The sequence below is a fragment of the Nonomuraea helvata genome, from assembly GCF_039535785.1.
Classification (GTDB): domain Bacteria; phylum Actinomycetota; class Actinomycetes; order Streptosporangiales; family Streptosporangiaceae; genus Nonomuraea; species Nonomuraea helvata.
Genome location: NZ_BAAAXV010000001.1, coordinates 1,841,375 through 1,866,716, shown reverse-complemented (window position 1 = coordinate 1,866,716; position 25,342 = coordinate 1,841,375). Strand labels below are relative to the sequence as shown.

Sequence of the window (25,342 nt, the reverse complement as noted above, 5' to 3'; positions counted from 1 at the left end):
AGCCAGATCATGCTGCCGTCCTCCCTGGCCGGCCCGCCGCACGCTGAAGGCGCCCTACGTCGCGTAAACGGGTGCCAGGTCGACGAAGATGCGGTAGTCCGAGATCAGCCCGTCGTCGCGGGTACGCCAGATCGACACGGCCACGACGCTGACGTCCTTGCCGTCGAGCCGCCGGTAGGTCACCTCGGTCTCGGCAATGGTGTCGGCGTCGGCCTGCCACGTTCTGACGAGCCTGTGCGCCAGGCCCGCGATGGTGGCGAAGAACGTCCGCAGCCCCTCGGCGATGGCGTCGCGTCCCACCATGGGCTCGGCATTGCCGAACACCAGCCTGGCGTCCTCCGCCAGCAACTGCACGAACCTGTCGGGCTCGAACGAGTCGACCACCTGGAAAACGCGCCGTGCCTCATCGTCGGACATGCCGATCTCTCCTCCCGCGCAAGGGCCGCTGCTCGGGACGTTACGTGGCGACGGGCAAGATGCAACCCCCTCGGGACCGCCATCGCCACGTGGATGATCCACATTTTCTGCCATTCCCGTTGACAACGGCTTTGGTCCGGCCGATGCTGTCCTCGCGCACGCCCATTTTTTGACCATCACGCCCAATATTTGGGCATCTGGGAGAAGTCCACGCCGTGTTCGCGATTCATCGCCTGAGACCCGAGTTCGGACGCGCCGCAGCCGTTTCAAGGCGCCCCATGGAGAGCGGCGCGTTACCGCCGATCGCAGGGGGCGCGCCGTGAATGTCGTCGTCACCGACCTTCAGAGCCGGCTGTTCTCCCGCTGGTGCGATCTGCCCCGCTCGCCGATCGCCTCGTCCATCGCGCGCCGCTGGGTGTCGGCAATGCTCGCCTCCTGGGATCTGTCTCTCTCCCTCGCTCACGAGGCGACGATCGCCGAGCTGACCAGCGAACTGGTCACCAACGCGGTCCAGCACGCGGCCCCGCCCGCCTGGGGATCCTCCGACATCAGGATCAACGTGCGAGCAGGGGACGCCACGATCTGGGTGGCGGTCTGCGACCACGATCCGGCTCTTCCCACGCGGCGGATCCCCGACTTCCTCGCCGAAAGCGGGCGCGGGCTGTTCCTGGTCGACGCGCAGGCCGACCAGTGGGGCGCTGTCCCGCACGAGAACGGCAAGTACGTTTGGTTCAGCCTGGAATGCCGCGGCGGCATCGACGCCACGAACGCTAAGGAGGATCCGCCATGTCCCCCGTCGTCCTTCCCCACGACGTCCTCGGTTCGGGGCCACATCGCGTAATCGCGTTGCACGGCTGGTTCGGAGACCGCGGCGCCTTCAGGAAGATCCAGCCGTACCTGAACGGCGAGGCCTTCACCTACGCCTTCCCCGACTACCGGGGCTACGGCCAGGCTCGCGACATCACCGGCGAGTACACCCTCGCCGAGATCGCCGACGATGTGATCGCGCTCGCCGACAAGCTGGGGTGGGAGACCTTCTCCCTGGTCGGTCACTCGATGGGCGGTACGGCGATGCAGCGCGTGATGCTGGACGCGCCCGGCCGGGTCCGCAAGCTCGTCGGCATCTCCGCGGTGCCGGCCTCCGGCGTGCCGTTCGACGACGAGGCCTGGGCGCTGTTCGCCGGCTCCGCCGACGAGCCCGCCGGCCGTCGCGCGATCATCGATCTCACCACCGGCAACCGGCTTCCGGGCCCGTGGCTCGACGAGATGGTGGACAACTCGCTGCGCAACTCCACGGCGACCGCTTACCGGGCCTACCTGGACGCCTGGGCCCGCACCGACTTCCACACCGAGGTGGCCGGCACCGACACGCCGGTGCTCGTCATCGCCGGTGAGAACGACCCCGCGCTCTCCGCCGACGTCATGCGGGGCACCTGGCTGCAGTGGTACCCGAACGCCGAACTGCTGACATTCGCCGACGCCGGCCACTACGCGATGGACGAGACACCGTTGGCCCTGGTTTCCGCCATCGAACGTTTCCTGGCCACCTGACGATCTCTTGAAGGGTTGCCCGTGATCGACATGAGTACGACGGCCAACGTGTTCGACCCGCGTATCTACGCACAGGGCATCCCGCACGAGACGTACCGCCGGCTGCGTGACCACGATCCCGTGCGCTGGCAGGAGGAGCACGAGGTCGGTGACTGGCCCGCGGGGCCCGGGTTCTGGGCGGTGACCCGCCACGCGGACGTCGTACGCGTCCTGCGCACGCCGGCCGAGTTCAGCTCCTGGCTCGGCGCCACCCAGATACGCGACCCGGACCCCGCCGACCTGTCGTTCATCCGGCGGATGATGCTCAACCTCGATCCGCCGGACCACGGCCGGCTCCGGCGGATCGTCTCCGGCGTGTTCACCGCCAGGCGCATCGAGCGCTTCACCGCCGGCGTCGCGGCACGGGCACGGCTGCTCATCGACGGGATCGCCGAGCGAGGCGCGTGCGACCTGCCGGCGGACGTGACCGACGACTACCCGATCCACAACCTCGCGGATCTCCTCGGCATCCCGCCCTCCGATCGCGGCCAGATCCTGGAGTGGACCAACCGCGTGATCGGTTACCAGGATCCCGACCACGCCACCGTCGTCCGCGGCCCGGACGGCAAGCCGGTCAACCCGCGATCCCCGGCCATGCTCGCCGACATGTTCGAGTACGCCCACTCACTCGCCGCCGACAAACGCCGCAATCCGGCAGACGACATCATGACCGCGCTCGCCATGGCCGAGGTGGACGGGCAGCGTCTCACCGATCCCGAACTGTCGATGTTCTTCTTCCTCCTGGTCATCGCGGGCAACGACACGGTGCGTTCGGCCCTGCCCGGCGGGCTGCTCGCCCTGCTGGACCATCCCGACCAGCATCGCCGCCTGCTCGACCGGCCCGAGCTCCTCGACTCGGCCATCGAGGAGATGCTGCGCTGGCATCCCCCCGTGCTCAGCTTCCGCCGTACCGCCGTGCACGACACAGTCCTGGCCGAGCGGCGCATCGCCGCAGGCGACAAGGTCGTCGTCTTCCACGGTGCCGCCAACTTCGACGAGCGCCGCTTCCCCGACCCGATGCGTTTCGACATCGCCCGCCACCCCAACGACCACGTCTCGTTCGGCGACGGCCCGCACGTGTGCCTCGGCTCCCGCTTCGCGCGGCTGCAACTCCGCGTGTTCTACCGGGAACTGCTCTGGCGGCTGCCGGACGTGCAACTCGCCGGACCACCTGTGCGGCTGGTGTCCAACTTCATCGGCGGCGTCAAGCACCTGCCGCTGCGCTACACCCCCGTACCTCCTCTGGGCGTCGAATGACCACTGACGAGCAGAGCCCGGCCGCCTTCACGGCGGGCTCGAAGACGATCGACACCGGCCTGCGGCTCCTGGAGATCCTCAAGGAGCATCCGGACGGGCTGACCATCACCGAGCTCGCCCAGCGGGCCGGGATCCATCGCAACGCCGTCTCCCGCCATCTGGTCGCACTCGGCAACCACCGGCTGGCCGCCCGGATCGGCAACCGCTACACCCTCGGCCTCGGCATCGTCGAGCTCAACGCCGCCGTGCAGCACAGGCTCCGCAGCGCGGCCTCCGCCGCTCTCCAGGTGCTGGCCGACGCCTGCAACGCCACCGCTTTCATCACGGTGCTCGACATCGACGAGAGCCAGGCGGTCGTGCTCACCGTGGCCGAGCCGCGCGTCTCACAGATCCACGTCGGCTATCGCGCCGGCACGCGGCATCCCGCGGACCGCGGCGCCTCAGGGATCGCCATCCTGGCCGGCCGCCCGCCCCTGCCCGGGGAGCGCCCAGCGATCGCCCAGGCTCGCGCCACCGGGTACGCGGTCACCGCGGGCGAGCTGCAGCCCGGGGCATGGGGTGTCGCCGCCCCGATCACCACGGCACGGCGCCCGGCCGGTGCCAGCGTCGGCGTGGTGACCATCGGGGTGCGGGACGAGAACGAGATCGCCCCTCTCGTACTCGGCGCCGCAACCGAGATCGCCAGGCTCCTCTAGCTGCACACGGCCCGCTGCTGGAGCCCGTGGGCACCGATCCGGCGCACCGCCGGGGGCATTGGTGTGCCTCGCCGGTGGCCAGAATGCGTCCGCCGCGCCGGGAGTGTGGCCTGCTGTGGGGAAGCCATGGAACCAGCGATCTCGCAGGACTGGGAAACCGCAGAGCATGCACCAGCTGACACGGCCGCTGGCCCGTACCAGAGGCGGTCAGCGGGCGGGTGTCTCCTGATCGGCCCAGGTGGTCAGGAGCCGGAGCGCGGTCTGGGAGGCAGAGCCTTCGTCGGCGGTGTGAACGGCGAGCGCCAGCCCCGGGTCATCCGGCAGGCGCAAGGCCTCATAGGCCAGCTCGAGCTCCCCGACCAGCGGATGCCGGTACAGGTAGCGCCCGTGGACTTTGTCCTTCACCAGGTGCTCGCTCCACAACCGGCGGAACTCGGCGCTGGCGGCCGACAGCTCCGCGACCAGGGCCGCGATGGACGCGTCGGCGAGCTCACGCCCGGCGTCCAGGCGGAGGAACGCGACGATGTCGCGGGCTCGTGCCGGCCAGTCGGCGTACAGGTGGCGGATGCCCTCGTCCAGGAAGGTCAGCCGGGCCATGTTGCGCTGCTCGGGCGGCAGCGCCCCGAAGTCGGTGATCAGCGCGGCGGCGGCCCGGTTCCAGGCCAGGACGGTGGTGTCGCGGTCGACCAGGTAGGCCGGCACGTCGTGGAACGATGCGAGCAGCCGGTGGATGCCGGCGCGCAGCGGCGGCCGACCGGCTGCGGCGGGCAAGCCGGGCGGAACGGGCGGAGCGGGGCGGGCCAGGCGATGCAGGTGCGCGCGTTCGGCGGCGTCCAGCCGCAGCGCCCGGGCCACCGCGTCCAGCACTTCGGCGGAGAAGTGCAGGCTGCGTCCCTGTTCCAGCCGGATGTAGTGGTCGACACTGACCCCGGCCAGCTGCGCCAGCTCTTCGCGCCGCAGCCCGGGGACGCGGCGCCGCTGCCCGTACGCGGTCAGGCCGAGCTCTTCCGGACGCAGCCGGGCCCGCCGGGACCGGAGAAACTCGCCCAGCTCGGCACGTCGATCCAACATCATGCCCTCCAGTATCGCGGACCCGCGCCTGTACGTGCCTGGTCATGGCGTGCCCAGGCACGCGCTGCCGCTGGCAGAGCCGCGGCCGCCCGCCCACAGTAGGTGGCGCCGGAACGGCTCCGGCGCCGCCTCGGGCACACCGTGGCGGCAAGACCTTGGAGGTTCACGCACGTGACGTCTTCGCAGTTGCCCGTCCACCGGCTCGGGCGTACCGATATGGAGATCACCAGGTTGGGCTTCGGTTTGTGGGCCGTGTCGGGCTCGGGCTGGCGCTTCAGCTGGGGTGCCACGGACGACGCCGAGTCGGTCGCCGCGATCCGCCACGCGCTGGAGGCCGGCGTCAACTGGATCGACACCGCCGCCGTCTACGGCCTGGGCCATTCGGAGGAACTGGTCGGCAAGGCGGTCGCCGACCTGCCCGAGACCGACCGCCCGTACCTGTTCACCAAGGTCGGCCTGGTCTGGGACCCGGACAACCCGTCGGCCGCGCCCCGGCGCATCATGAAGCCCGCCAGCGTCCGCCGCGAGCTCGAAGACTCGCTGCGGCGGCTGGGCGTCGATCACATCGACCTGTACCAGGTGCACTATCCCGACACCGGCGAGTCGCTGGAGTACGCCGGCGGCGGGTTCGGCGCGATGTCGCCCAACGCCACGCCGCTGGAGGAGTACTGGCAGGTCATGGCCGATTTGAAGGCCGAAGGCAAGGTCCGGGCGATCGGGCTGTCCAACCACACGCCCGACCTGCTGGAGGCCGCCGAGCAGATCGCGCATGTCGATGTCATCCAGCCGCCGTTCTCGGCGATCAACCGGTCGGCCGCCGCCGAGATCGCCTGGGCCCATGCCCACGAGACCGGTGTCATCGTCTACTCGCCGCTGCAGTCCGGTCTGCTCACCGGGGCCTTCTCCGCCGAGCGCGTGGCCGGCCTGCCCGCCGAGGACTGGCGCACCGCTCACCACGACTTCACCACCGGCCTGACCGCCAACCTCCGGCTCGCCGAAGCGCTGCGCCCGATCGCCGAGCGTCATGGCCGCACCGTGGCCGAGGTCGCCATCGCCTGGGTACTGGCCTGGCCGGGCATCACCGGCGCGATCGTGGGCGCACGCGCGGCCGCTCAGGTGGACGGCTGGATCGGCGCCGGCTCGCTGGAGCTGACTCCCGCCGACCTCGAGGAGATCACCACCGCGATCACCGTGTCCGGCGCGGGCAGCGGCCCGGCCCGCCACGTGTGAAGGAGGCCGCGTCATGTCCCTTTTCGTGATCGCCGAGTTCCTGGCCGCGCCTGGCCAGCATGACCGGCTCCGTACGGCGCTGGAAGCTCTGATCGAGCCGACGCTGGACGAACCCGGTTGCCTCGCCTACCAGGCCTACGCCGACCCCAACGACCCCGCCTCCATGGTGATCGTGGAACGCTGGGAGAACCGGCAGGCCTTCGACGAGCACTTCACCACCCCGCACCTGCGTCACGCCCAGCGGGTCCTTGACCGGATACTCGCCCGGCCACTGACCCTGCGCACCTTGGTCGAGGCGCCCTAGCGACCAGGCCGGTCGTTCCCCCTGCACGGGAACGGCCGGCCGCATTCGCCGTTCCGGCTGTCGTGGAGGGGTACCGTCCCTATGCGCTGCAGGAACGCTATTTCGCCGACTGCATGGCCAGGCGCACGCTGAAGGCCGGGGGAAGACAAAGAGACTCGATGGTAGAAAGGGTAGAATCTGAGTAAGGACAGGGTAGAAGGGGAGAGGCTGTGAGCCTGAACATCAAGAACCCCGAGGCCGAGCGGCTGGCAGCGGAGATCGGCGCGCTTACGGGAGAGAGCAAGACCGCAGCCGTCATCTCCGCCCTGCGCGAGCGGCGTGAGCGCCTGCTCGCCAAGAGTCGGGAGGAGGAGGACGCCACGATGGCGGAAGATCTGCTCGCGCTCGCCGCGAAGATCCGCTCGAGGTTGAGGGACGCGGATCTGTCCACTGACTTCCTGTATGACTCCGAAACGGGTCTCCCCGCGTGATCATTGACACCAGCGCGATCGTCGCGATCCTCAAGGGCGAGCCGGATGCCGCCGCCTTTACCGAAGCCATCCGAGATGCCGCGTTGCGTCGTATGTCGGCCGCGACCTATCTGGAGATGGCCGCCGTGGTCGAGCGTACGCGCGATCCGGCCGCTTCCCGGCTCCTGGACGATTTCCTGAGCAGGATGAAGGTCGAGATCATGCCTGTCACATTGCAGCAGGTACGCATCGCCCGCCGGGCCTACTGGGACTACGGCAAGGGGAGCGGTCACAAGGCTGGGCTGAACTTCGGCGACTGCTTCTCCTATGCGCTGGCAAGAGACTGTCGTGAGCCGCTGCTCTTCAAGGGCGACGATTTCGTTCACACCGACGTCACACCCGTTCTGTGACGATTACGTGCTCCGTGCCGCCTCAGCGCATGCCCCCGCGTACGACCTGAGGAGTATGGGCAGCGACCCCGGCGCACGCCCGCGGGCGCAGCGGGAAACGCCCCTCGCGCCTGATGTCCCCGGCCACCCGCACAGGGCAACCTGTACTCCCAAGGGACGGCCGCGAAGCGCAGAGGGAGTGGAAGCCATGATGTACCCAGACCTGCAGGGCAAGGTGGCGCTGATCACCGGCGGCTCCGGCGGGATCGGGCGGGAGACCGCTCGGGTGCTGGCCGAGCAGGGGATGCGGGTCGTGGTCAACGGGCGTGACCCGGTGACCGTCGAGGCGGCCGTGAAGGGGATCGGCGGCGCGGCGATCGGCGTGGCCGCCGACATCACCGACTTCGCCGCCGTCGAGGCGATGCGGGAGGAGGTCGAGCGGCGGCTCGGGCCCGTGGACGTGCTGGCGGCCTTCGCCGGGGGCGGGACCGGGATGCCGCGGCCCATCGACCAGATGAGCGTGGAGGACTGGCACGCCACCGTGAACGCCAACCTCACCTCGGCGTTCCTCACCATCGGGAGCTTCCTGCCCCGCATGAGGGAGCGGCGGAGCGGATCGATCATCACGATGTCGTCGCTGGCGGCCCGTACCCCGACCGCCGCGTCGGTGGCGTACACGGCGGCCAAGGCCGGAGTCATCGCGCTGACCAGGCAACTGGCCTACGAGCTCGGCCCCACCGGGATCCGGGTCAACGCGGTCGCCCCGTCGACGATCATGACGGAGCGGCTGGAGGAGCGGATGCCGGCGGAGTTCCAGGAGCGGCTGCTGGCCGAGCACCCGATCGGGCGGCTCGGCACGCCGCTCGACGTGGCGAACGTGACCGCCTTCCTCGCCTCCGAGGCGTCGTCATGGCTCACCGGGCTCACGATCGACGTCGCGGGCGGCAAGTGGATGCCGTGACGGCACCGTTCGTCATTCGGTCCGCGCCTCCTGGTCACGGGACAGGATGGCGGTGAACGCGGCGAGCAGTTCCGCGGCGGGGTCCGTGACCGGCCCCGTGCTGCGCCAGGCCACGAAGCCGTCCGGGCGCACCAGCACCGCACCGCCTGCTCCGATGCCGTGCCGGGCGGCGGCGTCGGACGCGGGGGTGCCGGCTGCGGCGATGTCGGTCCCGAACCGCCGGGCGGTCACCGGCAACGGCAGCTTGCCTGCCGCCGACACCCAGTCCTGGCCGTCGGGGCCGGCGAGCAGGACGAAGCGCCCGCCGTACAGGTCGATCGTGGACCGCTCGCCGGAGCCGGCGAGCGGGAGATGGGGAGCCCTGGTGCCGGGATCTCCGCACAGGCCGGAGATCTCCGCCGGCGCGGTCGGATCGCTCACGCCGCCTGCCACCGCCGTAGACCGGTAGCGGTGTCCCATCATCACGGTCGAGCGGTCCACCGGCTGGTCATCGGCCATGGGGAGCTGTGCCAGGGTTTCCCCGGAAGCCAGGCGGGACCGGTACCGCGCGAGCGCCTGCCGCAGGGCGAACGCCGCGACCGGGCGGCGCTCGTCCTCGTACGTGTCGAGCAGCCCCTCCCCGGCGTGACCATGCACGACGGCGGCCAGCTTCCAGGCCAGGTTGTGCGCGTCCTCCACGCCCACGACACCGCCGAATCCACCGGTCGGCGGCATGAGATGCGCCGCGTCGCCGATCAGGAACACCGGCCCCTTCCGGTACGCGGCCGCCACGGCCGCGCCGACCTCGAACCGCAGGACGGTCCTGGCGGTGCCGGGTATCTGCGGCCGGAGCACCACCGGCACCGCCGGCAGGCCGGCCGCGGCACGTACCAGTTCGATGCATTCGTCCTCGTCCGGCGCGGCGTCGCCCGGACCGTCCGTGGTGCCGAAGACCCAGCGCTGACCCGTCCGGTCCAGCGCCATCAGGTACGTCCTCGGCCGGGGTCGTTCGAGGAAGGCCATGTGCGCGGTACGGCCGGCCAGCGCGGGCCGGAGGTCGGCGTCGACCATCAGCGTCAGCAGACGGAAGAAGTCGACCGGCCCTTCCATCGGAATCCCGAGCAGGTGCCGGACCGGGCTGCGCCCGCCGTCGGCCGCGACGACGTACCGGGCCACGAGCCGGTGCCCGGCGCCGTCGAGATCGCGCAGCCGCGCCTCCACCCCCGCCTCATGCCGGGCGAGGCCGAGCAGCTCGGTGCCGAACCGGATCCGTGCGCCGAGCTCGCGCGCCCGTGCCCGCAGCAGAGCCTCCACCCGGTTCTGATCGATGGGGGTGCCGGTGCAGGGGCTGAAGGCGGCGGTTCGCGCGGCGTCATCCTGCTGGTCCACGGGGAGGTACCGCGCACTGGCCAGCGTCTCCGCGCGGATGGCCGTGTATTCGGCGGAACTCGCGAAATCCACCCGATTCTGCTGGATCCGGGATTCCAGTCCGACCTGCCGGTAGATCTCCATGAGGCGTGGGACCAGGCTGCGCTGCCTGGGATGGCTCAGCAGGTCGGGGTGGCGCTCCACGAGCGTGCACCGTACGCCGTGATGAGCGAGGAACAGCACGCAGGACAACCCGGTGAGGCCGCCCCCGACGACCAGCACCTCAGTCTCGTGGGACTGGAGCATCAGACGACTCCCCGTTCGTGTCGGTGCGTGGCTGCCAGGCCGTGGCCTGATCGCGCAGGATCAGGCCGCAGGATCAGGCCACGGTCGAATCGGTCAGTACCAGTACCGCATGGCGCACCTCCTTGACTCGCCGCTGCCGCCCATCGAGGTCCGATGGACGGGTTTCGAGGCCCGAACGGCACCTGGCGACATGGCGTGGGCCGTTCAGGGGAGCCTCGAGCTCAAAGGGGTCAGCTGTCGTGCCGGGCGATCAGCGTTCCCTTGTCGTCGAGCGGGGTCACCTCGTCGGTGACGGCTGAGCCGCCCACGGCGGTCAGGCCGGCCGCGCGCAGATCGGCGAGCACGTCGGCGGGCCGATGGAGGTGGTAGTCGCCTTTCGTGGTCTCGGTGGCCACCAGCGTGTCGCGGTGGTAGGTGCGGTACACGCGCCGCACCCCGGCCAGGTCGGGGCCGAGCGGCCAGACGGCCGACGACAGGGTGTAGCGGCACTCTCCCTGGCGCGCGCTGCGCACTTCGCGCTGGGGATGGTCGGGGACGGCCTCGTCGGTCACCATGTCCATGGCCAGCACGCCACCCGGTGCGAGGCACTCGGCCAAGGCGGCGAAGAGCGGCCGGCGCGCCTCCGGCGGCACGTCCTCGTACACGGCGGCCAGGTAGATGTAGTCGAAGCGCCGGCCAAAACGGAAGTCCGGCGCGGCGGCGCCGAGCACGGTCACCCGATCCCGCAGGTCCGGCTCCGCGGCCAGCTTGGTCATGAGCACCGCACGCATCGCGGGGGAGGGCTCAAGGCAGTGCACGCTCGCCACACGCCCGGCCACCGCCAGGGTCACCCGGCCGGTACCGGGGCCGATCTCCAGCGCGTGGCCGCCGGGCGGGGCCAGGCCGGCGAAGAAGGAGACCAGCGCTGCTGAGCCGGGCCCAATGTGAAGGCGGTCCCAATAAGCCGCCGCCACTCCGTACGGGTCGGTGGTGGATGAGACGGTGAGCGACACTTCCCTGTCCTCTCCTGCCCACACCGCGTTCTCACCGTGGCGGGAGGACCCCGGCCTGCTCGGCGCGGCGCAGATATTCATCAGTGGTGTTCGCCGTGGGAAAAGGCACATCCGGCACGCCGACCCCCAGAGCCGCGCAGAGCGGCTCCCACCCATGCGACGGCTCGAACTCGATCAGTCGGCCGGACGGCACGGCCTCGCGTACCTCGTCCAGATGCGCGAGGTAGACGCCGATGGCGTGGTCGCGATCCTCGAATCGCCCGGAGAACGTGCCCTGCCAGACGATCTTCTCGATGACCTGGTCCCGCACGTTCGCCGCCGGCCCGGCCCCCGCGGGCCTGGTGCGGTACAGCGTGCGGCGCATGCTGGCGTACCACGAGGCCGGATCCCGCACGATCAGCAGGACTTTCGCCTCGGGAAAGACGGCGGCGAGCTCTCGCCAGTAGAAGGCGGCGGGCCACGCGATCGTCGAGGCGAAACCGTCGAGCAGCCGTTTCCAATCGGGTGCACCGCCCTCGGCGACCCGCAGCCATTCCTGGGCATGCGCGGGGCTGGTGAAAAGCTCCCTCATGTAATGGCAGGGGCCGAACCCGAGGGTTTCCAGAGCTAATCGAACGGAAGTGGTCCCGGTGCGCCCGTACGAGGCTCCGACGACCTTCAGCACGTAATCCTCCTTCACCGAAAGGCGACCTCGAAACGCTCAACGCTGCGCGCTGTCAGGTTCGGGAAATACGTCGGCGCGCTGAGCGCCCTGATGCCGGGATACCGCTCGGCGAGTACGCGGAGCACCACCCGGGTGAAGACGGCTGTAAAGGGCGAGCCGAGGCACGACTTCGGGCCCCGGCCGAAGCCGAGATGCGGATTGGGATGGCGGTCGAGCCGTACCGTGCCGGGGTCGGGAAACCGTGCGGGATCCCGGTTGGCCGCGCCCAGGAGCAGCGTGACCGCCTGTCCCGCACGCACTTCGACGCCGCCCAGTTCGGTGTCGCGCACGCACGCGCGGGCGACCGCCTGGATCGGGGAGGCGTAGCGGACCATCTCCTCGACGGCCCGTGCGGTGTCGGCCGCCCGAAACCGCTCCAGCTCGGCGGCCCGCTCGTGGAGCAGGGCGATCGCCACCAGCCCGAGCAGCTTGCTGCCGGAGCTGTAGCCGCTGAACAGCAGCCCTCTGACAGTGTTCTCGATGATGGCCGGGTCCACGCCGCTGCCGGCCGCCCGTTCCGCGATGACGCCGACGACGCCGGTGGGCGGCGGATGGGCGAGCCACTCCTCGACCAGCACGGCCAGCTCCTCCTGCGCCGCCAGCACGGGTCGTGCCCGCTCGGGCCAGAGCCCGGCGTCCATTCCGGCGACGATGTCGCGGGCGATCCGGCTGGACCAGGCCGGATCCGGCGTCGGCACGCCCAGGTACGCGGAGGTCGTCGACAGCGCCAGCGGTTCGGCGAACTCCGTGAGGAACTCGAACGACGGACGGCGGGCCAGCGTGGCCAGCAGTTCGGTCGTGTGCTGCTCGATCATCCGCTCCAGGGCCGTGTGGTCCTGCGCGCGCAGCGCCTCCATGAACAGCCGCCGGACCACGGTGTGCTCCGGTGGGTCCAGGGTCAGCATGTTGATCGCCCGCGGCGGCATCTTCTCGCCGACCCGGCGCCAGTCGGCGGCGAAGCTCGCACTGTCCTTCAGCACGGCGACGCAATCGTCGTACCGAGTGAAAATCCATGAGTCAAGGCGGTCGTAGAAAAACACCGGCCTTTCCCGGCGAATGCTTTCGTACCCGGGATAAGGATTGACAAGGAGGTCGGGAGAGGCGAGGGAGATAATGGGGTCGTGGTCAATGATTTCCGACAAGAGGCCCCTCTAACCGGCTGTCCAGCCTAATCAGATGCCAAGCTCTCTAGAGAGATCGTCTCTCACATCGAGACAGAACACAACCCTCGTCCGAGCAGTCATATCGACTCGCGGTAAAGGCGGTGAGTGAGTAAACCGGTGCCCATGGTGAACACGGCCGGTGTGACCATGGCGAATCCGAGCCGGCGGGCGTAGGAAGATGGCCGGATGGAGTTCAAGGCGATCGAGCGGGCCGGTGACGCGTTCCAGCGGCCGGTGGCCCCCGACCACATCCAGGCCGTGTGCCGCCGCGTCTTCGGCCGGGACGCCCGGTCCGCCGTCGAGCTCGGGCTGGGCGCGTACAACAGCACCTATCGCGTCACCGTCGACGGCGAGGCGCGGCCCGTGGTGGTGCGGTTCGCGCCCGAGCCCGGCGCGCAGTTCCCCTCCGAGCGGCAGTTGATGCGCAACGAGTACGCCACGGTGCCGTACCTCGCCGTCATCGCCCCGCTGATGCCGCGGGTGATCGCGGCCGACTGGTCGCACGAGCTGATCGGCCGTGACTACCTCGTGCAGACCCTCCTCGACGGGGTCCCGGCGCCCGAAGGGCTGCCGGACTACCCCCGACCGGCCTGGGCACCGTTCTTCCGCCAGCTCGGGGAGATCACCAGGAAGATCCACCAGGTACGCGGCCCGGCGTTCGGGCCGGTGGCGGGCGGCGGGCACGCCACCTGGAGCCAGGCCGTCATCGCCTCGCTGGAGGACATCGCGGCCGACCTCGACCGCGCGGGGCTGGAGGCCGCCGACCTCCGCAAGGCCGCCGCACTCGCCGGGGAGAACCGTACGGTGCTCGACGAGATCACCGAGCCCCGCCTGCTCGCCGGCGACCTGTGGACGGTCAACACCATGATCGCCGCCGGAGCCCCCAAGCCGACGATCACCGGCGTGCTCGACCTGGACCGGACCCTGTGGGGCGACCCGGCGGCCGACTGGACCATGCGCATGGTCGCGAAGAAGCCGGACGAGCGCGTGGCGTTCTGGGAGGGGTACGGGGAGCCGGCCCGCGGCGCGGCCGCGACCTGGCGTTTCCTGCTCTATGAGGTGCGTCACCTCGGGGCGGTCCGGCTGGAGCGCCACCGCCTGGGCAGCGGCGACGGCGTGCGGGACACGTACGAGGCTGTGATCAGGGTGTTGTCCGAACTCACTTGACGATCAGATCGACGTGAAGTGGGCCACTTTCCGTGATCGTCAAATTATGTCCGGATTCTGTGACACTGGCGCCCGGCGGACGCCGTAAATGATGTCCAAATGAGGGGCGTTTGCGCAGGTCGGGACGGGTTTGGTAAGGTGCCTGACCACCTTCGGATGGCTATTGCGAGTGACCTGACCGTTATGTCCAACGGTTTCTGACTGTTACATTTTTGCTTATATTCTGCGCGTTGATCGCCATCTCGAGGTGCTTGTGATTTTCGCAGCCCGAGATGGGTTTTCGTTGCGGGGACACCTCTCCGGATGGAAGCACGTGTCCCCGGTCAGCGCGAACGGAGAGTAATGGGCAGGTACCTGCTCCGCAGGTTGGTTATAAATGTGATCTTGGTTGTGATCGCGGCAAGTCTGGCGTACATGCTCGCTGCCAGCACGATGAACCCGCGATCGGCGTACCAAGGCCGCCAGCCTCCGATCGCCGAGGAGGTCATCGACCGCACCCTCGACGCCTACAACCTGAACGACAAGACCCCGGTCCTCCTGCGGTACGCCACCTGGGCGAAGGGCGTCGTCGTCGGCGACTTCGGCAAGACCTGGAACGGCGGCTCGGTCAACGCCGAGATGGGCCGCCGGATCATGGTCAGTCTCAGGTTGATGCTCATCGGCACGATCGTGGGCTTCGTCATCGGCGTGGCCATGGGCGCGTGGTCCGCGGTGGAGCAGTACAAGCTCAGTGACCGGTTAATAGGTGTCGGCTCGTTCGTGATCATGGCGGTCCCCGTTCTCGTACTCGCGACCCTGCTGGCGATCGCCACGTACAACCTGAACAGAGGGCTCGGCTTCACGCTGATCGAGTACACCGGTGAGTACAACCCCCGCCTGTCGGGCTGGGACCAGTTCGTCAACCGGCTGAACCACCTGATCCTGCCGACCATCTCGCTGAGCCTCGGCCTGGTCGCCTTCTACAGCCGGATCCAGCGCAACATGATGCTCGACGTGCTGAACCAGGACTTCGTCCGCACCGCGATGGCCAAGGGGCTGCGGCGCAGGACGGCGCTGACCAAGCACGCGCTGCGCACCGCGCTGATCCCCGTCGCGACCTACTTCGCCTTCGCGTTCGGCACGCTGTTCACGGGAGCCACGTTCACCGAGAAGATCTTCGCCTGGCACGGCATGGGCGCCTGGCTGGTGGACTCGATCAACGCGAACGACGTCAACTCCGTCGCCGCGGTGACCTTCTTCACCGCCGTCTGTGTCCTGTTCGCCGCCTTCCTGTCCGACGTGCTGGTGGCGGCCCTCGATCCTCGGGTGCGGGTGAGCTGACATGCGTTCGAAAGTCGTCCTCAGGCGCCTGCTCCGCAACCAGCAGGCCCGCTACGGCTTCGCCGCCCTGATCCTGCTGGTGGCGCTGGCCTACATCGGCCCCTACTTCGGCTCGTACGACTGGCAGGAGAAGGACTTCATGGCCTTCCTGTCACCGCCCGACGCCGACCACTGGTGGGGCACCACCTCGATCGGCCAGGACATGTTCGCGATCACGCTCCGCGGCATGCAGAAGTCGATCGTCATCGGCCTCCTGGTCGCGCTCATCTCGACCGGCGTGGCCGCGGTCGTGGGCGCGTTCGCCGGATATTTCGGCGGCTGGGTGGACAGGGTGCTCATGTGGGGCGTGGACCTGCTGCTGGTCCTGCCCAGCTTCCTGATCATCGCCATCATCTCGCCGCGGCTCAAGGCGGGCTCCTCCTGGCTCTGGTTCGTGGTGCTGCTGGCCGCCTTCTCCTGGATGATCACCTCCAGAGTGGTACGCAGCATGACGATCTCGTTGCGTGAGCGCGAATACGTCCAGGCCGCTGTCTACATGGGCATCCCACGCTGGAAGATCATTTTCCGGCACATCGTGCCCAACATGTCCTCGCTGCTGATCATCGACGCGACGGTCAACGTCTCGGGCGCGATCATCGGCGAGGCGGCGCTGTCCTTCTTCGGCTTCGGCATCCAGCCGCCGGACGTCTCGCTCGGCACGCTGATCGCGTCCGGCTCCGGCAACGCCACCGGCTACCCATGGCTGTTCGCCTTCCCCGCGGGCCTCCTGGTGCTGCTGGTGCTCGCCGTGAACCTGATCGGCGACGGCCTCCGTGACGCACTCGACCCGGGGAGCAACTCGTGAGCATCTTGGAGGTCAGGGACCTCACCGTCACCTTCCCCGGCGGCATCGAGGCCGTGCGCGGCGTCAGCTACGAGGTCGAGGCCGGTGAGGTGCTCGGCATCGTGGGTGAGTCCGGCTCCGGCAAGTCGGTGACCTCGCTGGCGGTCATGGGCCTGCTGCCGCCGAAGGCCGTGGTCAGCGGCTCGGTCAAGCTGCACGGCCGTGAGCTGCTCGGCATGGACGAGGACGAGCAGATCAAGGTCCGCGGCAAGACGATCAGCATGATCTTCCAGGATCCGCTGTCGGCGTTCACGCCCGTCTACACGATCGGCGACCAGATCGCCGAGGCCGTGCGCATCCACCAGAAAATGGCGAAGGACAAGGCCGCCAAGCGGGCCGTCGAGCTGCTCGACCTGGTCGGCATCCCGAACCCGCACCTGCGGGCCAAGTCGTTCCCGCACGAGTTCTCCGGCGGCATGCGCCAGCGGGCGATGATCGCCATGGCCATCGCCAACGACCCCGACCTGCTGATCTGTGACGAGCCGACCACCGCGCTCGACGTGACCATCCAGGCGCAGGTGCTGGAGGTGCTCAAGACCGCGCAGCGGGAGACGGGCGCCGGCATCGTGATGATCACCCACGACCTGGGCGTCATCGCCGGCATGGCCGACCGGGTGCTGGTCATGTACGCGGGCCGGCCGGTCGAGCAGGGCCCGGTGGACGACATCTACTACCGGCCGCGCATGCCGTACACGATGGGGCTGCTCGCCTCGATCCCCCGGATCGACGGCGAGGAGGGGCCGCTCGTGCCCATCGAGGGCAACCCGCCCTCCCCGTCGGCGCTGCCGCCCGGCTGCCCGTTCGCACCGCGCTGCCCGATGAAGGTGGACATGTGCGACGACGAGGAGCCGCCGCTCACCCCGTTCGGGGCCGGGCGCCACGTGGCGTGCATCCGCTCGCACGAGATCGAGCACAAGGGCCTGACGGGGGCCGACGTGTTCCCCGTGCCGGTGATCCCGCCGAGCGACGTCGTACGCGTGCCGCGCACCGAGCGCGCCACGGTGCTCGAGCTCGACGACATGATCAGGCACTACCCGCTGATGAAGGGCGCGGTCTTCAAGCGCCGCGTCGGCACCGTGTTCGCGGTGGACGGCATCAGCTTCGACATCGCCGAGGGCGAGACGCTGGCGCTGGTGGGCGAGTCCGGCTGCGGCAAGACCACCACGCTCCAGCAGATCATGCAGCTCGAGCCGCCGCAGGGCGGGCGGGTCGTGGTGCTCGGCAAGGACAGCGCCAAGCTCGACGGCGCGGCGCGCAGGGGCCTGCGCCGAGACCTGCAGATCGTCTTCCAGGACCCGATGGCCGCGCTCGACCCGCGCATGCCGGTCGGCGACATCATCGCCGAGCCGCTGCGCGCGCACGGCAAGAAGAACGTGGCCGAGAGGGTCGCTGAGCTGCTCCAACTCGTCGGGCTCTCCCCTGAGCACGCCGAGCGCTATCCGGCCCAGTTCTCCGGCGGTCAGCGCCAGCGCATCGGCATCGCCCGCGCGCTCGCGCTCGAGCCGAAGCTGCTGGTGCTGGACGAGCCGGTCTCGGCACTCGACGTCTCCATCCAGGCGGGTGTGATCAACCTGCTGGAGGAGCTGAAGAACAGGCTGGGGCTGTCGTACCTGTTCGTGGCCCACGACCTGGCCGTGGTCAGGCACCTGGCCGACCGCGTGGCGGTCATGTACCTGGGCAGGATCGCCGAGATCGGCACGGTCGAGAACGTCTACGACCGCCCCGCCCACCCCTACACGCAGGCGCTGCTGTCAGCGATCCCGCTGCCGGACCCCGAGATGGAACGCACCCGCGTGCGGATCCTGCTCGAAGGCGACCTGCCCAGCCCGGCAGACCCACCGTCGGGATGCCGGTTCCGTACCCGCTGCCCCAAGTTCGCCGCGCTCAGCGAGGCGGAGAAGCGGCGGTGTGTGGACGAAGAGCCCTCGGTTGCTCGGCTGGCGCGTGCCGTGGACCACGGCGCCGCCTGCCACTACGCGGAGGAGATCGAGGTCATCACGGCCTCGGACGATCAGGAGGAAAAGTGAAGGTTCGTTACCGGGCGGCCGCGGGTGTCGCGGTCCTGGCCCTGGCCGTCGCGGCCTGTGGCGGAGGCGGCGGCGAAGCCAAGAAGCCGAGCGCCGAGCAGTCGCAGCAGGCCCAGAAGCAGATGACGGAGACCCCGGCCATCAGCATCAACCCCGTCCCCTACGACCAGGTCAAGGACGGCGGCACGCTGACGCTCGCGGTCGGGCAGTGGCCGACCCAGTGGAACGGCAACCACGTCGACGGCAACCAGGACGACACCCAGTTCATGCTGGACCCCATCATGCCGCAGCTCATGGTCTCCAACGACAAGGCCGAGTGGAGCCCGAACCCCGACTATCTGGCCGACGTGAAGAACGACCTGTCGTCGGGCAAGCAGGTCGTCACCTACACGATCAACGACAAGGCCACCTGGTCGGACGGCACGCCGATCACGTGGAAGGACCTCGAAGCCGCGTGGAAGGCCAACAACGGCGCGAACAAGAAGTTCAAGCCCGCCTCCACGGACGGCTGGGACAAGATCGAATCGGTGACCAAGGGCGCCAACGACAAGGTGGCCATCATCACCTACTCCAAGCCGTACCCGGAGTGGATGGGGCAGTTCTCTCGGTCCCCGAACCTTTACCCCGCCAAGCACATGCAGACGCCCGAGGTGTACGAGAAGGACTACCTGCAGAAAATCCCGGTTACCGCAGGCCCCTTCAAGGTCGAGAAGATCGACGAGAGCACCAAGACGCTCACGCTCGTCCGTGACGACAAGTGGTGGGGCAAGAAGGCCAAGCTCGACAAGATCATCTTCAGGGCGATCGAGTCGCCGGAAGCGCAGGTGAACGCCTTCGCCAACGGCGAGCTCGACGGCGTGGAGATCCCGTCGGGCGCCCCGGCCGAGCTGAAGCGGGCCAAGGAAGTCCCGAACGTGGACATCCGCAAGGCGCTCAGCCCGAACTGGCGGCACATCACCGTCAACAATCAGAGCGAGTTCCTGAAGGACAAGAACATCCGTCACGCGGTCTCGTACGCGATCAACCGTGACGTGATCACCCAGTCCGACCTCAAGGACATGGACTGGCCGATCCAGACGCTCGGCAACCACGTCTTCATGAACAACCACAAGGGCTACGTCGACAACTCCGGCGACCTCGGCAAGTACAACCTGGAGAAGGCCAAGCAGCTGCTGGACGCGGCCGGCTGGAAGCAGGAGGGCGAGTACCGCAAGAAGGACGGCAAGGAGTTCGACCTGAACTTCGTCATCCCGACCGGCACGCCGGTGTCGCAGACGGAGGGCGAGCTCACCCAGGCCATGCTCAAGGAGGCCGGGATCAAGGTCAACATCAAGCCCGTCCCGCTTGACAAGTTCTTCAACGACTACATCATCAAGGGCGACTTCGACCTGGTGCCGTTCTCGTGGATCGGAACGCCGCTCCCCATCGGCGGCCTGAAGCAGATCTACTACACTGGCTCCGAGAGCAACTTCCCGAAGGGCAGCGACCCGGCCGTCGACGCTGCCATCGACGCCGCGGTGAGCGAGATGGACGCGGCCAAGGCCATCGAGAAGGCCAACGCCGCCGACAAGCTCATCTGGGACATGGTGCACACCATCCCGCTGTACCAGCGGCCCGACATCCAGGCGACCAAGAAGACGCTCGCCAACTGGGGCGCGCGTGGCTACCAGAGCCCGGACTACTCGATCGTCGGCTTCACCGGCTGATCACCGTCTGAAAGAAACCCCCGGCCGGGGTCACCGGCCGGGGGTTTCCCCTTGTCAAAGGTGATCAGCCGTGCGAGTCGGCCGGAGCCGTCTTGGCGGTCAGCCCCTCCCCAGGGGGAGGGAAGCACGACGGGCCGTTCTGGCCGTCGAAGCGGACGGAGTTGAAGAAGTCACGGAACGGCGTGTAGAAGTTGCCCTTCCCGGCGGGGCTGGTCACGGCAGAGCAGCCGCCGTAGCCGGCTTCCGAGAAGAGGTGGATGTACGAGCTCGTACGGTTCCAGTCGGACTTGGCGCGGTCGGCGATGCCGTAGGCGGCCAGATCCGGGGTGTCGCTCTTGATCTGGACGATGTCGCCCGTGCCGTCGAGGCCGGAGAACAGGCAGTAGTAGCCGGCGGCGCAGCGGTCATAGCCGGTGGCCGCCTGGGCCGGCAGTGCCGTCAGCGCGAGAGCGGCGGCGGCGACCGGTAAAGCCAGTAGGTGAAGCTTCTTGCCCAAGACTCCTCCATTGGTGAAACTTTCCTTCCGGCACGATACATCGGGGGATCTTGTCAGGAAAGAGGGAGTTCACCGGTTCACGCCGCCCCCATCGCCCGCAGGCCGCCGATGAACAGCTCCAGGTGGCGGCGGGCGAGCTCGTGCTTGGCCTCCGCCGACAGCGGCCCCGGAAGGGGGCGGGCTATGCGGACGAGCATCATCGCGACGTCCATGAACGTGACGTCAACCGGCAGCGCGCCCGCCGCGTGGCAGTCGGCGATGATCCGCCGCACGGCGTCGGCGGACTCCTCGCGCACCGGTGACAGCTCCGGGTCGCCGGCCGGGTCCACCACGTCGAGCAGGGCGGGGAGCACAGCCGAGACCCGCAGCTCCAGGGCCTCGCGCAGGTAGCGCGCCAGCGCCTCGAACGGGTCGCTTTCCTCCTCGGCCGCCGTCACCGCCGCCGCGGCGGTCCTGGTCAGCGCGTCCATGGCGAGCGCGTGGAAGAGGGTGTCCCGGTCGGGGAAGCGGCGGTAGAGCGTGGCGCTCCCCACCCCGGCGCGCCGGGCGATGTCGTCGAGCGGCACGTCGTGGCCGCGCTCGGCGACCAGGTCGCGCGCGGCGAGCAGGATCTGCTCCTGGTTGCGCCGGGCGTCGGCCCGCATGGGCTTGGACTTCACGAGACCACCTTAACCGCTAACCGGGGGAAATTTCCCCACTTGGGTTGTGCTGGCTCGTTGCCTCGTGCGACAGTTAACCGGGGGATCTCTCCCCACTTATCATGACGAAAGGATGGATCATGAGCAGTCAGGAGCAGGTCCTCGACCTCGTCGGCCTTTGGGCACAGGCCGAGCTCAACGGCGACGCCGACGCCTTCGGAGACCTCCTCAGCGACGACTTCGCGGGCATCGGCCCCGTGGGGTTCAAGCTGGACAAGGAGCAGTGGGCCGGCCGTCACCGCGGCGACCTGAAGAACCACCACTTCGCGATCCTCGACCCGCAGGCACGCCTCCATGGCGACACCGCGATCGTGAGCGCCGTGCAGGAGCAGCGCACCTCGGTCAGGGGGCGCGAGTCCAACCACTCGTTCCGGGTGACGCTGGTCGCCGTCAGGCAGGGTGAGCGCTGGCGGATCGCCAACATCCAGCTCAGCGGCCCGCTCCAGGACCCGTCGGAGCCGCCGCCGTTCGCCCGCGAGCGCGCCTGAAACTTTCACTCATTTTGCAGGGACGCGAGGAGCGGCGGGCTACACCTGCGGATGACGGGTACGTAGAGAAACCTCGACAATCCGTGTCAAGGAGCTAGCCATGCGCGTACGTACCGTGATCATGCTCCTCTTAGCCGCCGCGGGGCTCGTCCTGGTCGCCCCGCCTCCGGCCTCCGCCATCGGCGGCTTCGACTACTCCAGGGCGCAGGTGGCCGCCACCGGCCTGCAGGTGCCGTGGGGCCTGGCGTTCCTGCCCGACGGCAGCGCGCTGGTCTCGGAGCGCACCACCGCCAGGATCCTGCAGGTGCGCCCCGGCCAGGCGCCCACGCAGGTGGCCACCGTCAACGGGGTCTCCGCCTCAGGGGAGGGCGGGCTGCTCGGCATCGCCGTGTCGCCGACGTACGCCCAGGACCAGTGGGTGTACGCGTACTTCAGCACCGGCAGCGACAACCGGCTCGTGCGCCTGCGGCTGAGCGCCCCGCAGACCCAGACCGTCCTGCTCTCCGGCGTGCCGCGGTCCTCGATCCACAACGGCGGGCGCATCGCGTTCGGTCCCGACGGCCTCCTGTACGTGGCCACCGGGGACGCGGGCAACACCGCCAACGCCCAGAACCTGAACACCCCCGCAGGGAAGATCCTGCGCATCAGGCCCGACGGCAGCATCCCGCCGGGCAACCCGTTCGGCAACTCCCGGGTCTACAGCTACGGGCACCGCAACGTACAGGGGCTGGCCTGGGACGCGCAGGGCAGGCTCTTCGCCGCCGAGCTGGGGCAGAACGCCAGGGACGAGGTCAACCTCATCGTGGCGGGCGGCAACTACGGCTGGCCCACGTGCGAGGGCGTCTGCGGCAACCCGTCGTACCGCGATCCCATCGTCACCTGGTCGACGGCCGAGGCGTCGCCGAGCGGGCTGGCGTACGCGAACGGCACGCTCTTCGTCGCCGCGCTGCGCGGGACGCGGCTGTGGACGGTGCCCGTGACGAGCAGCGGCGGGGCGGGGACGCCGGTCGCCGAGCTCCGGGGCACGTACGGGCGGCTGCGCGCGGTGACGGTCGGGCCCGACGGCTGGCTCTGGGTGACGACCAGCAACAGGGACGGCCGCGGCAGCCCGGTGGCCACGGACGACCGCATCGTCCGCATCCCGCCCACCGGCACCGGCTCCTGACCGGACGCCCGTACGGGCGAGGACAGGCGGTCGGGCGGCGGCGTTCAGGGAGGGAGAGACCGCCGCCCGGCCGGGTCAGCGGTCCACGAGGAGCCGGTCGAACTCCACCTGCGGCGTGCTTCCCGCGAAGTTACGGTCGACCTCGGCCCGCTCGGCGGCGCTCGGGTTCGGGTTGGTGCAGCTCACGGGCGCGCTCGACCCTGACATCAGGTCGGAGCAGAGCCCGGTGCGCCGGTCCGGGAGGCCCAGGATGTGACCGATCTCGTGGGCGGCGATGCGGAGGGGGTTGTAGCCCTGACTTGTGGCCTGCCTGCCCATCCAGCAGGACCGCGGCCTGCGCGGGCGCGCTGACCTGCAGGAACGCGAGGCTGAGTAAGAGGGACAGCGCGAGACGAAGGTGTCTTGGCACGTGGCCTCCTCGGGGAGTTGGGGGTGGCCGTCACGGTAACCGCACCCTTCGCCCGTGGGAGAGCTGTTAGATTGCCCCTATCACGGTGATATGACCCCTCGGCGGCTCGGCGGCTCCGATTTATCTGGATGACAGACTGTCGGTGCCCGCCCGCATACTCAGAGCATGCCGGATGAGCCTCTCGAACTCGGCGAGATCGCCACCCCCACATGGAACGTTCACAACGACAAGATGGCGGAGGTCGGCTTCCTGACCATCGCCAGGCGGCTCCCCTCACTGGTGTCCCAGGCGCTGCGCATGGCGTGGGGCGCGAGCCCGCGCGACACGCTCGCCACGATCAGCCTCAACCTCCTCGGTGGCGTCTTCACGGCCTTCGGCCTGCTGGCGACGACCGGCGTGCTCACCGCCCTCTTCAGCGAGGGCCCCACCCCCGACCGGGTGATGGCCGCGCTGCCCAGCCTCGCGCTGGTCGGCGGCGCGGCCGTGCTGCGCACGACCGTACAGGCGGGCGCGGGGTGGGCCGAGTCGCGCCTGACCCCGCAGATCACCCGGTTGACTGAGGAGCGGCTGTACGGGCTGACCAGCCGGGTCGAGCTGGTGGCCTACGACGACCCGGAGTTCCACGACGCGCTGGAACGCGCCGGGGGCAGGGGCGCGGCCGTGGCCGACTCCGTGGTGTCCGGGGCCGTCGACGTGGTCACCGCGGCGGTCGGCATCGTGGCCGCGGCCGGGGTGCTCGGTGTGCTCCATCCGGTGCTGCTGCCGCTCCTGCTCCTCGCCGTCCTGCCCGACGCGTGGGCGGCGGTCCGCAGCGCGCGCATGCGTTACTCCACCATGTACGGCCTGATCCCGGCCCGCCGCCGCAAGTGGATCATCGCGGAGCTGCTGGCGGAGCGGGAGTCGGCGGCCGAGGTGCGGTCGTTCACGATGCGCGGGTTCCTGCTGCGCATGTACGACGCGGTGGCCAGGGCCGAGCAGGAGGTCATGCTCCGCCTGGCCCGCCGCCAGACCTTCGTCCGGCTGATCGGCGAGGCGCTGGGCGGCCTCGGCACCGCGCTCGTCTACGTCGCCCTGGGCGTGCTGCTGGCCCTGGCCGCCATCCCGCTGGCGGTGGCGGGCACGGCGGTCCTGGCCATCAGATCGGGTCAGAGCTCGCTCAGCAGCCTCCTGTACGCCACCAACCGGCTCTACGAGCAGGGCCTGTACTTCACCGACTTCCTGGAGTTCTGCGCCGACGCCGAACGCCGCCTGACCGCCCTCCGACCCACCCCGGCCCCCGAGGGCTTCGACCGCATCGCCGCCTCGGGCGTGACCTTCACCTACCCGGGCGCCGACGAACCCGCGCTGCGGGACGTCTCCATCGAGATCAAACGCGGCGAGGTGATCGCCTTCGTCGGCGAGAACGGCTCCGGCAAGACCACCCTCGCCAAGATCCTCGCCGGTCTGTACGAGCCCGACTCCGGCACGGTCTGCTGGGACTCCACCGACCTGCGCGAGGTCAACCCCGAAGACCTCCGCCTGCGCACCGCCGTCATCGCCCAGGACCACACCCGCTGGCCGCTGACCGCCCGCTACAACATCACCATGGGCACCGACAAAGGCCCGGAGGCCCTGGACGCGGCCGCCGCCGTGGCCGGCGCCGACGAGGTCATCGCCGGGCTCCCGCACCGCTACCGCACCCTGCTGGACCGCCGCTTCAAGGACGGCCACGAGCTGTCCGGCGGCCAGTGGCAGCGCATCGCCGTGGCCCGCGGCTTCCACCGCGACGCCAGCCTGCTCATCTGCGACGAACCCACCGCCGCTCTCGACGCCCGCGCCGAACACGCCCTCTTCGAACGCATCCGCCACCACTCCGACGGCCGCACCGTCCTGCTCATCACGCACCGCCTGGCCAGCGTCCGCTACGCCGACCGCATCTACGTCCTCGACCACGGCAAGGTGACCGAGCAGGGCGACCACGCGACCCTGATGTCCCTCGACGGCCTCTACGCCGACCTCTACACCCTCCAGGCCGCCGCCTACCGCTGACCCGCCATCCCCCTGCTCCTCTCCGGCCCGGCGCCCCGAGCCGGATTTGAGCAGGGGGATACTCAAGACCCTTGCGGATCA

Annotated in this window: 26 protein-coding genes; 17 read left to right on the top strand and 9 right to left on the bottom strand. The window is 69.5% G+C overall.

Annotated elements, in window-relative coordinates; translation table 11 throughout:
- Positions 1-54 precede the first annotated feature (54 nt).
- Positions 55-417 (bottom strand): nuclear transport factor 2 family protein, encoded by a 363-nt coding sequence (locus ABD830_RS08550; protein ID WP_344985945.1) that lies wholly within the window; start codon positions 415-417, stop codon positions 55-57.
- A gap of 319 nt (positions 418-736) precedes the next feature.
- On the opposite strand from ABD830_RS08550, the gene ABD830_RS08545 reads away from it, so the two are divergent.
- The 4 genes from ABD830_RS08545 to ABD830_RS08530 are packed head-to-tail and all read left to right on the top strand — an operon-like array spanning position 737 to position 3,959.
- Entirely contained in the window at positions 737-1,258 is a 522-nt protein-coding gene (locus tag ABD830_RS08545) for an ATP-binding protein (protein ID WP_344985944.1), read from the top strand.
- The gene (locus ABD830_RS08540; RefSeq protein WP_344985943.1) at positions 1,204-1,968 is read left to right on the top strand and encodes an alpha/beta fold hydrolase; all 765 of its coding nucleotides are present in this window, start codon (positions 1,204-1,206) and stop codon (positions 1,966-1,968) included. The genes ABD830_RS08545 and ABD830_RS08540 overlap by 55 nt, the downstream gene beginning before the upstream one ends.
- A 30-nt stretch (positions 1,969-1,998) precedes the next feature.
- Positions 1,999-3,264: a cytochrome P450 gene (locus tag ABD830_RS08535; protein WP_344987649.1), complete on the top strand. Its 1,266-nt coding sequence runs from the start codon at positions 1,999-2,001 to the stop codon at positions 3,262-3,264.
- Positions 3,261-3,959, top strand: a complete 699-nt coding sequence (locus tag ABD830_RS08530; protein ID WP_344985942.1) for an IclR family transcriptional regulator — start codon at positions 3,261-3,263, stop codon at positions 3,957-3,959. Before ABD830_RS08535 ends, ABD830_RS08530 begins: the two co-directional genes overlap by 4 nt.
- 207 nt (positions 3,960-4,166) lie before the next feature.
- Here the strand turns inward: ABD830_RS08530 and ABD830_RS08525 are convergent, their stop codons facing one another.
- Entirely contained in the window at positions 4,167-5,033 is an 867-nt protein-coding gene (locus tag ABD830_RS08525) for a helix-turn-helix domain-containing protein (protein WP_344985941.1), read from the bottom strand.
- Positions 5,034-5,201: 168 nt separating this feature from the next.
- On the opposite strand from ABD830_RS08525, the gene ABD830_RS08520 reads away from it, so the two are divergent.
- The 5 genes from ABD830_RS08520 to ABD830_RS08500 all read left to right on the top strand — a co-directional run bounded on the left by ABD830_RS08520 (position 5,202) and on the right by ABD830_RS08500 (position 8,363).
- A complete protein-coding gene (locus ABD830_RS08520) occupies positions 5,202-6,260 on the top strand; it encodes an aldo/keto reductase (RefSeq protein WP_344985940.1) in 1,059 nt (352 codons plus the stop codon).
- 13 nt (positions 6,261-6,273) lie between these two features.
- Positions 6,274-6,564, top strand: a complete 291-nt coding sequence (locus ABD830_RS08515) for a putative quinol monooxygenase (RefSeq protein WP_344985939.1) — start codon at positions 6,274-6,276, stop codon at positions 6,562-6,564.
- A 209-nt stretch (positions 6,565-6,773) separates the two neighbouring features.
- Entirely contained in the window at positions 6,774-7,034 is a 261-nt protein-coding gene (locus tag ABD830_RS08510; protein WP_344985938.1) for a type II toxin-antitoxin system VapB family antitoxin, read from the top strand.
- Entirely contained in the window at positions 7,031-7,423 is a 393-nt protein-coding gene (locus ABD830_RS08505) for a type II toxin-antitoxin system VapC family toxin (protein WP_344985937.1), read from the top strand. The genes ABD830_RS08510 and ABD830_RS08505 overlap by 4 nt, the downstream gene beginning before the upstream one ends.
- Before the next feature lie 187 nt (positions 7,424-7,610).
- Positions 7,611-8,363, top strand: coding sequence for an SDR family NAD(P)-dependent oxidoreductase (locus tag ABD830_RS08500; protein ID WP_344985936.1), 753 nt, complete (start codon positions 7,611-7,613; stop codon positions 8,361-8,363).
- A gap of 12 nt (positions 8,364-8,375) precedes the next feature.
- Here the strand turns inward: ABD830_RS08500 and ABD830_RS08495 are convergent, their stop codons facing one another.
- From ABD830_RS08495 to ABD830_RS08480, 4 genes are all read right to left on the bottom strand, one after another.
- Positions 8,376-10,016, bottom strand: a complete 1,641-nt coding sequence (locus ABD830_RS08495; protein WP_344985935.1) for an FAD-dependent oxidoreductase — start codon at positions 10,014-10,016, stop codon at positions 8,376-8,378.
- 230 nt (positions 10,017-10,246) lie between these two features.
- Positions 10,247-11,008, bottom strand: coding sequence for a class I SAM-dependent methyltransferase (locus ABD830_RS08490; RefSeq protein ID WP_344985934.1), 762 nt, complete (start codon positions 11,006-11,008; stop codon positions 10,247-10,249).
- Between the two features lie 31 nt (positions 11,009-11,039).
- Positions 11,040-11,672 (bottom strand): sulfotransferase family protein, encoded by a 633-nt coding sequence (locus ABD830_RS08485; protein WP_344985933.1) that lies wholly within the window; start codon positions 11,670-11,672, stop codon positions 11,040-11,042.
- An 11-nt stretch (positions 11,673-11,683) separates the two neighbouring features.
- Positions 11,684-12,691: a cytochrome P450 gene (locus tag ABD830_RS08480; protein WP_344985931.1), complete on the bottom strand. Its 1,008-nt coding sequence runs from the start codon at positions 12,689-12,691 to the stop codon at positions 11,684-11,686.
- A gap of 369 nt (positions 12,692-13,060) precedes the next feature.
- Here ABD830_RS08480 and ABD830_RS08475 point away from each other — a divergent pair, with 369 nt between their 5' ends.
- From ABD830_RS08475 to ABD830_RS08455, 5 genes are all read left to right on the top strand, one after another.
- Positions 13,061-14,041 (top strand): phosphotransferase family protein, encoded by a 981-nt coding sequence (locus ABD830_RS08475; RefSeq protein ID WP_344985930.1) that lies wholly within the window; start codon positions 13,061-13,063, stop codon positions 14,039-14,041.
- Between the two features lie 342 nt (positions 14,042-14,383).
- Positions 14,384-15,361: an ABC transporter permease gene (locus ABD830_RS08470; protein ID WP_344985929.1), complete on the top strand. Its 978-nt coding sequence runs from the start codon at positions 14,384-14,386 to the stop codon at positions 15,359-15,361.
- Between the two features lies 1 nt (position 15,362).
- Positions 15,363-16,205 carry an ABC transporter permease gene (locus ABD830_RS08465; protein ID WP_344985927.1) on the top strand — a complete coding sequence of 281 codons (843 nt, stop codon included), beginning with the start codon at positions 15,363-15,365 and terminating at the stop codon, positions 16,203-16,205.
- Positions 16,202-18,271 (top strand): ABC transporter ATP-binding protein, encoded by a 2,070-nt coding sequence (locus ABD830_RS08460; protein ID WP_344985926.1) that lies wholly within the window; start codon positions 16,202-16,204, stop codon positions 18,269-18,271. The genes ABD830_RS08465 and ABD830_RS08460 overlap by 4 nt, the downstream gene beginning before the upstream one ends.
- Positions 18,268-19,977 carry an ABC transporter family substrate-binding protein gene (locus tag ABD830_RS08455; protein WP_344985925.1) on the top strand — a complete coding sequence of 570 codons (1,710 nt, stop codon included), beginning with the start codon at positions 18,268-18,270 and terminating at the stop codon, positions 19,975-19,977. The genes ABD830_RS08460 and ABD830_RS08455 overlap by 4 nt, the downstream gene beginning before the upstream one ends.
- 64 nt (positions 19,978-20,041) lie before the next feature.
- On the opposite strand, the gene ABD830_RS08450 is transcribed toward ABD830_RS08455, so the two are convergent.
- Together ABD830_RS08450 and ABD830_RS08445 are read right to left on the bottom strand one after the other, a co-directional pair.
- Positions 20,042-20,473, bottom strand: coding sequence for a peptidase inhibitor family I36 protein (locus tag ABD830_RS08450; protein ID WP_344985924.1), 432 nt, complete (start codon positions 20,471-20,473; stop codon positions 20,042-20,044).
- 77 nt (positions 20,474-20,550) lie between these two features.
- Positions 20,551-21,132 carry a TetR/AcrR family transcriptional regulator gene (locus ABD830_RS08445; RefSeq protein WP_344985923.1) on the bottom strand — a complete coding sequence of 194 codons (582 nt, stop codon included), beginning with the start codon at positions 21,130-21,132 and terminating at the stop codon, positions 20,551-20,553.
- A gap of 119 nt (positions 21,133-21,251) precedes the next feature.
- On the opposite strand from ABD830_RS08445, the gene ABD830_RS08440 reads away from it, so the two are divergent.
- On the top strand, positions 21,252-21,659 hold the full coding sequence (locus ABD830_RS08440; protein WP_344985922.1) for a nuclear transport factor 2 family protein: 408 nt from the start codon (positions 21,252-21,254) through the stop codon (positions 21,657-21,659).
- A 100-nt stretch (positions 21,660-21,759) separates the two neighbouring features.
- Positions 21,760-22,824, top strand: coding sequence for a PQQ-dependent sugar dehydrogenase (locus ABD830_RS08435; protein WP_344985921.1), 1,065 nt, complete (start codon positions 21,760-21,762; stop codon positions 22,822-22,824).
- A gap of 75 nt (positions 22,825-22,899) precedes the next feature.
- Here the strand turns inward: ABD830_RS08435 and ABD830_RS08430 are convergent, their stop codons facing one another.
- A complete protein-coding gene (locus ABD830_RS08430) occupies positions 22,900-23,142 on the bottom strand; it encodes a snapalysin family zinc-dependent metalloprotease (protein WP_344985920.1) in 243 nt (80 codons plus the stop codon).
- 256 nt (positions 23,143-23,398) lie between these two features.
- On the opposite strand from ABD830_RS08430, the gene ABD830_RS08425 reads away from it, so the two are divergent.
- Entirely contained in the window at positions 23,399-25,261 is a 1,863-nt protein-coding gene (locus ABD830_RS08425) for an ABC transporter ATP-binding protein (RefSeq protein WP_344985919.1), read from the top strand.
- Positions 25,262-25,342: the final 81 nt, after the last annotated feature.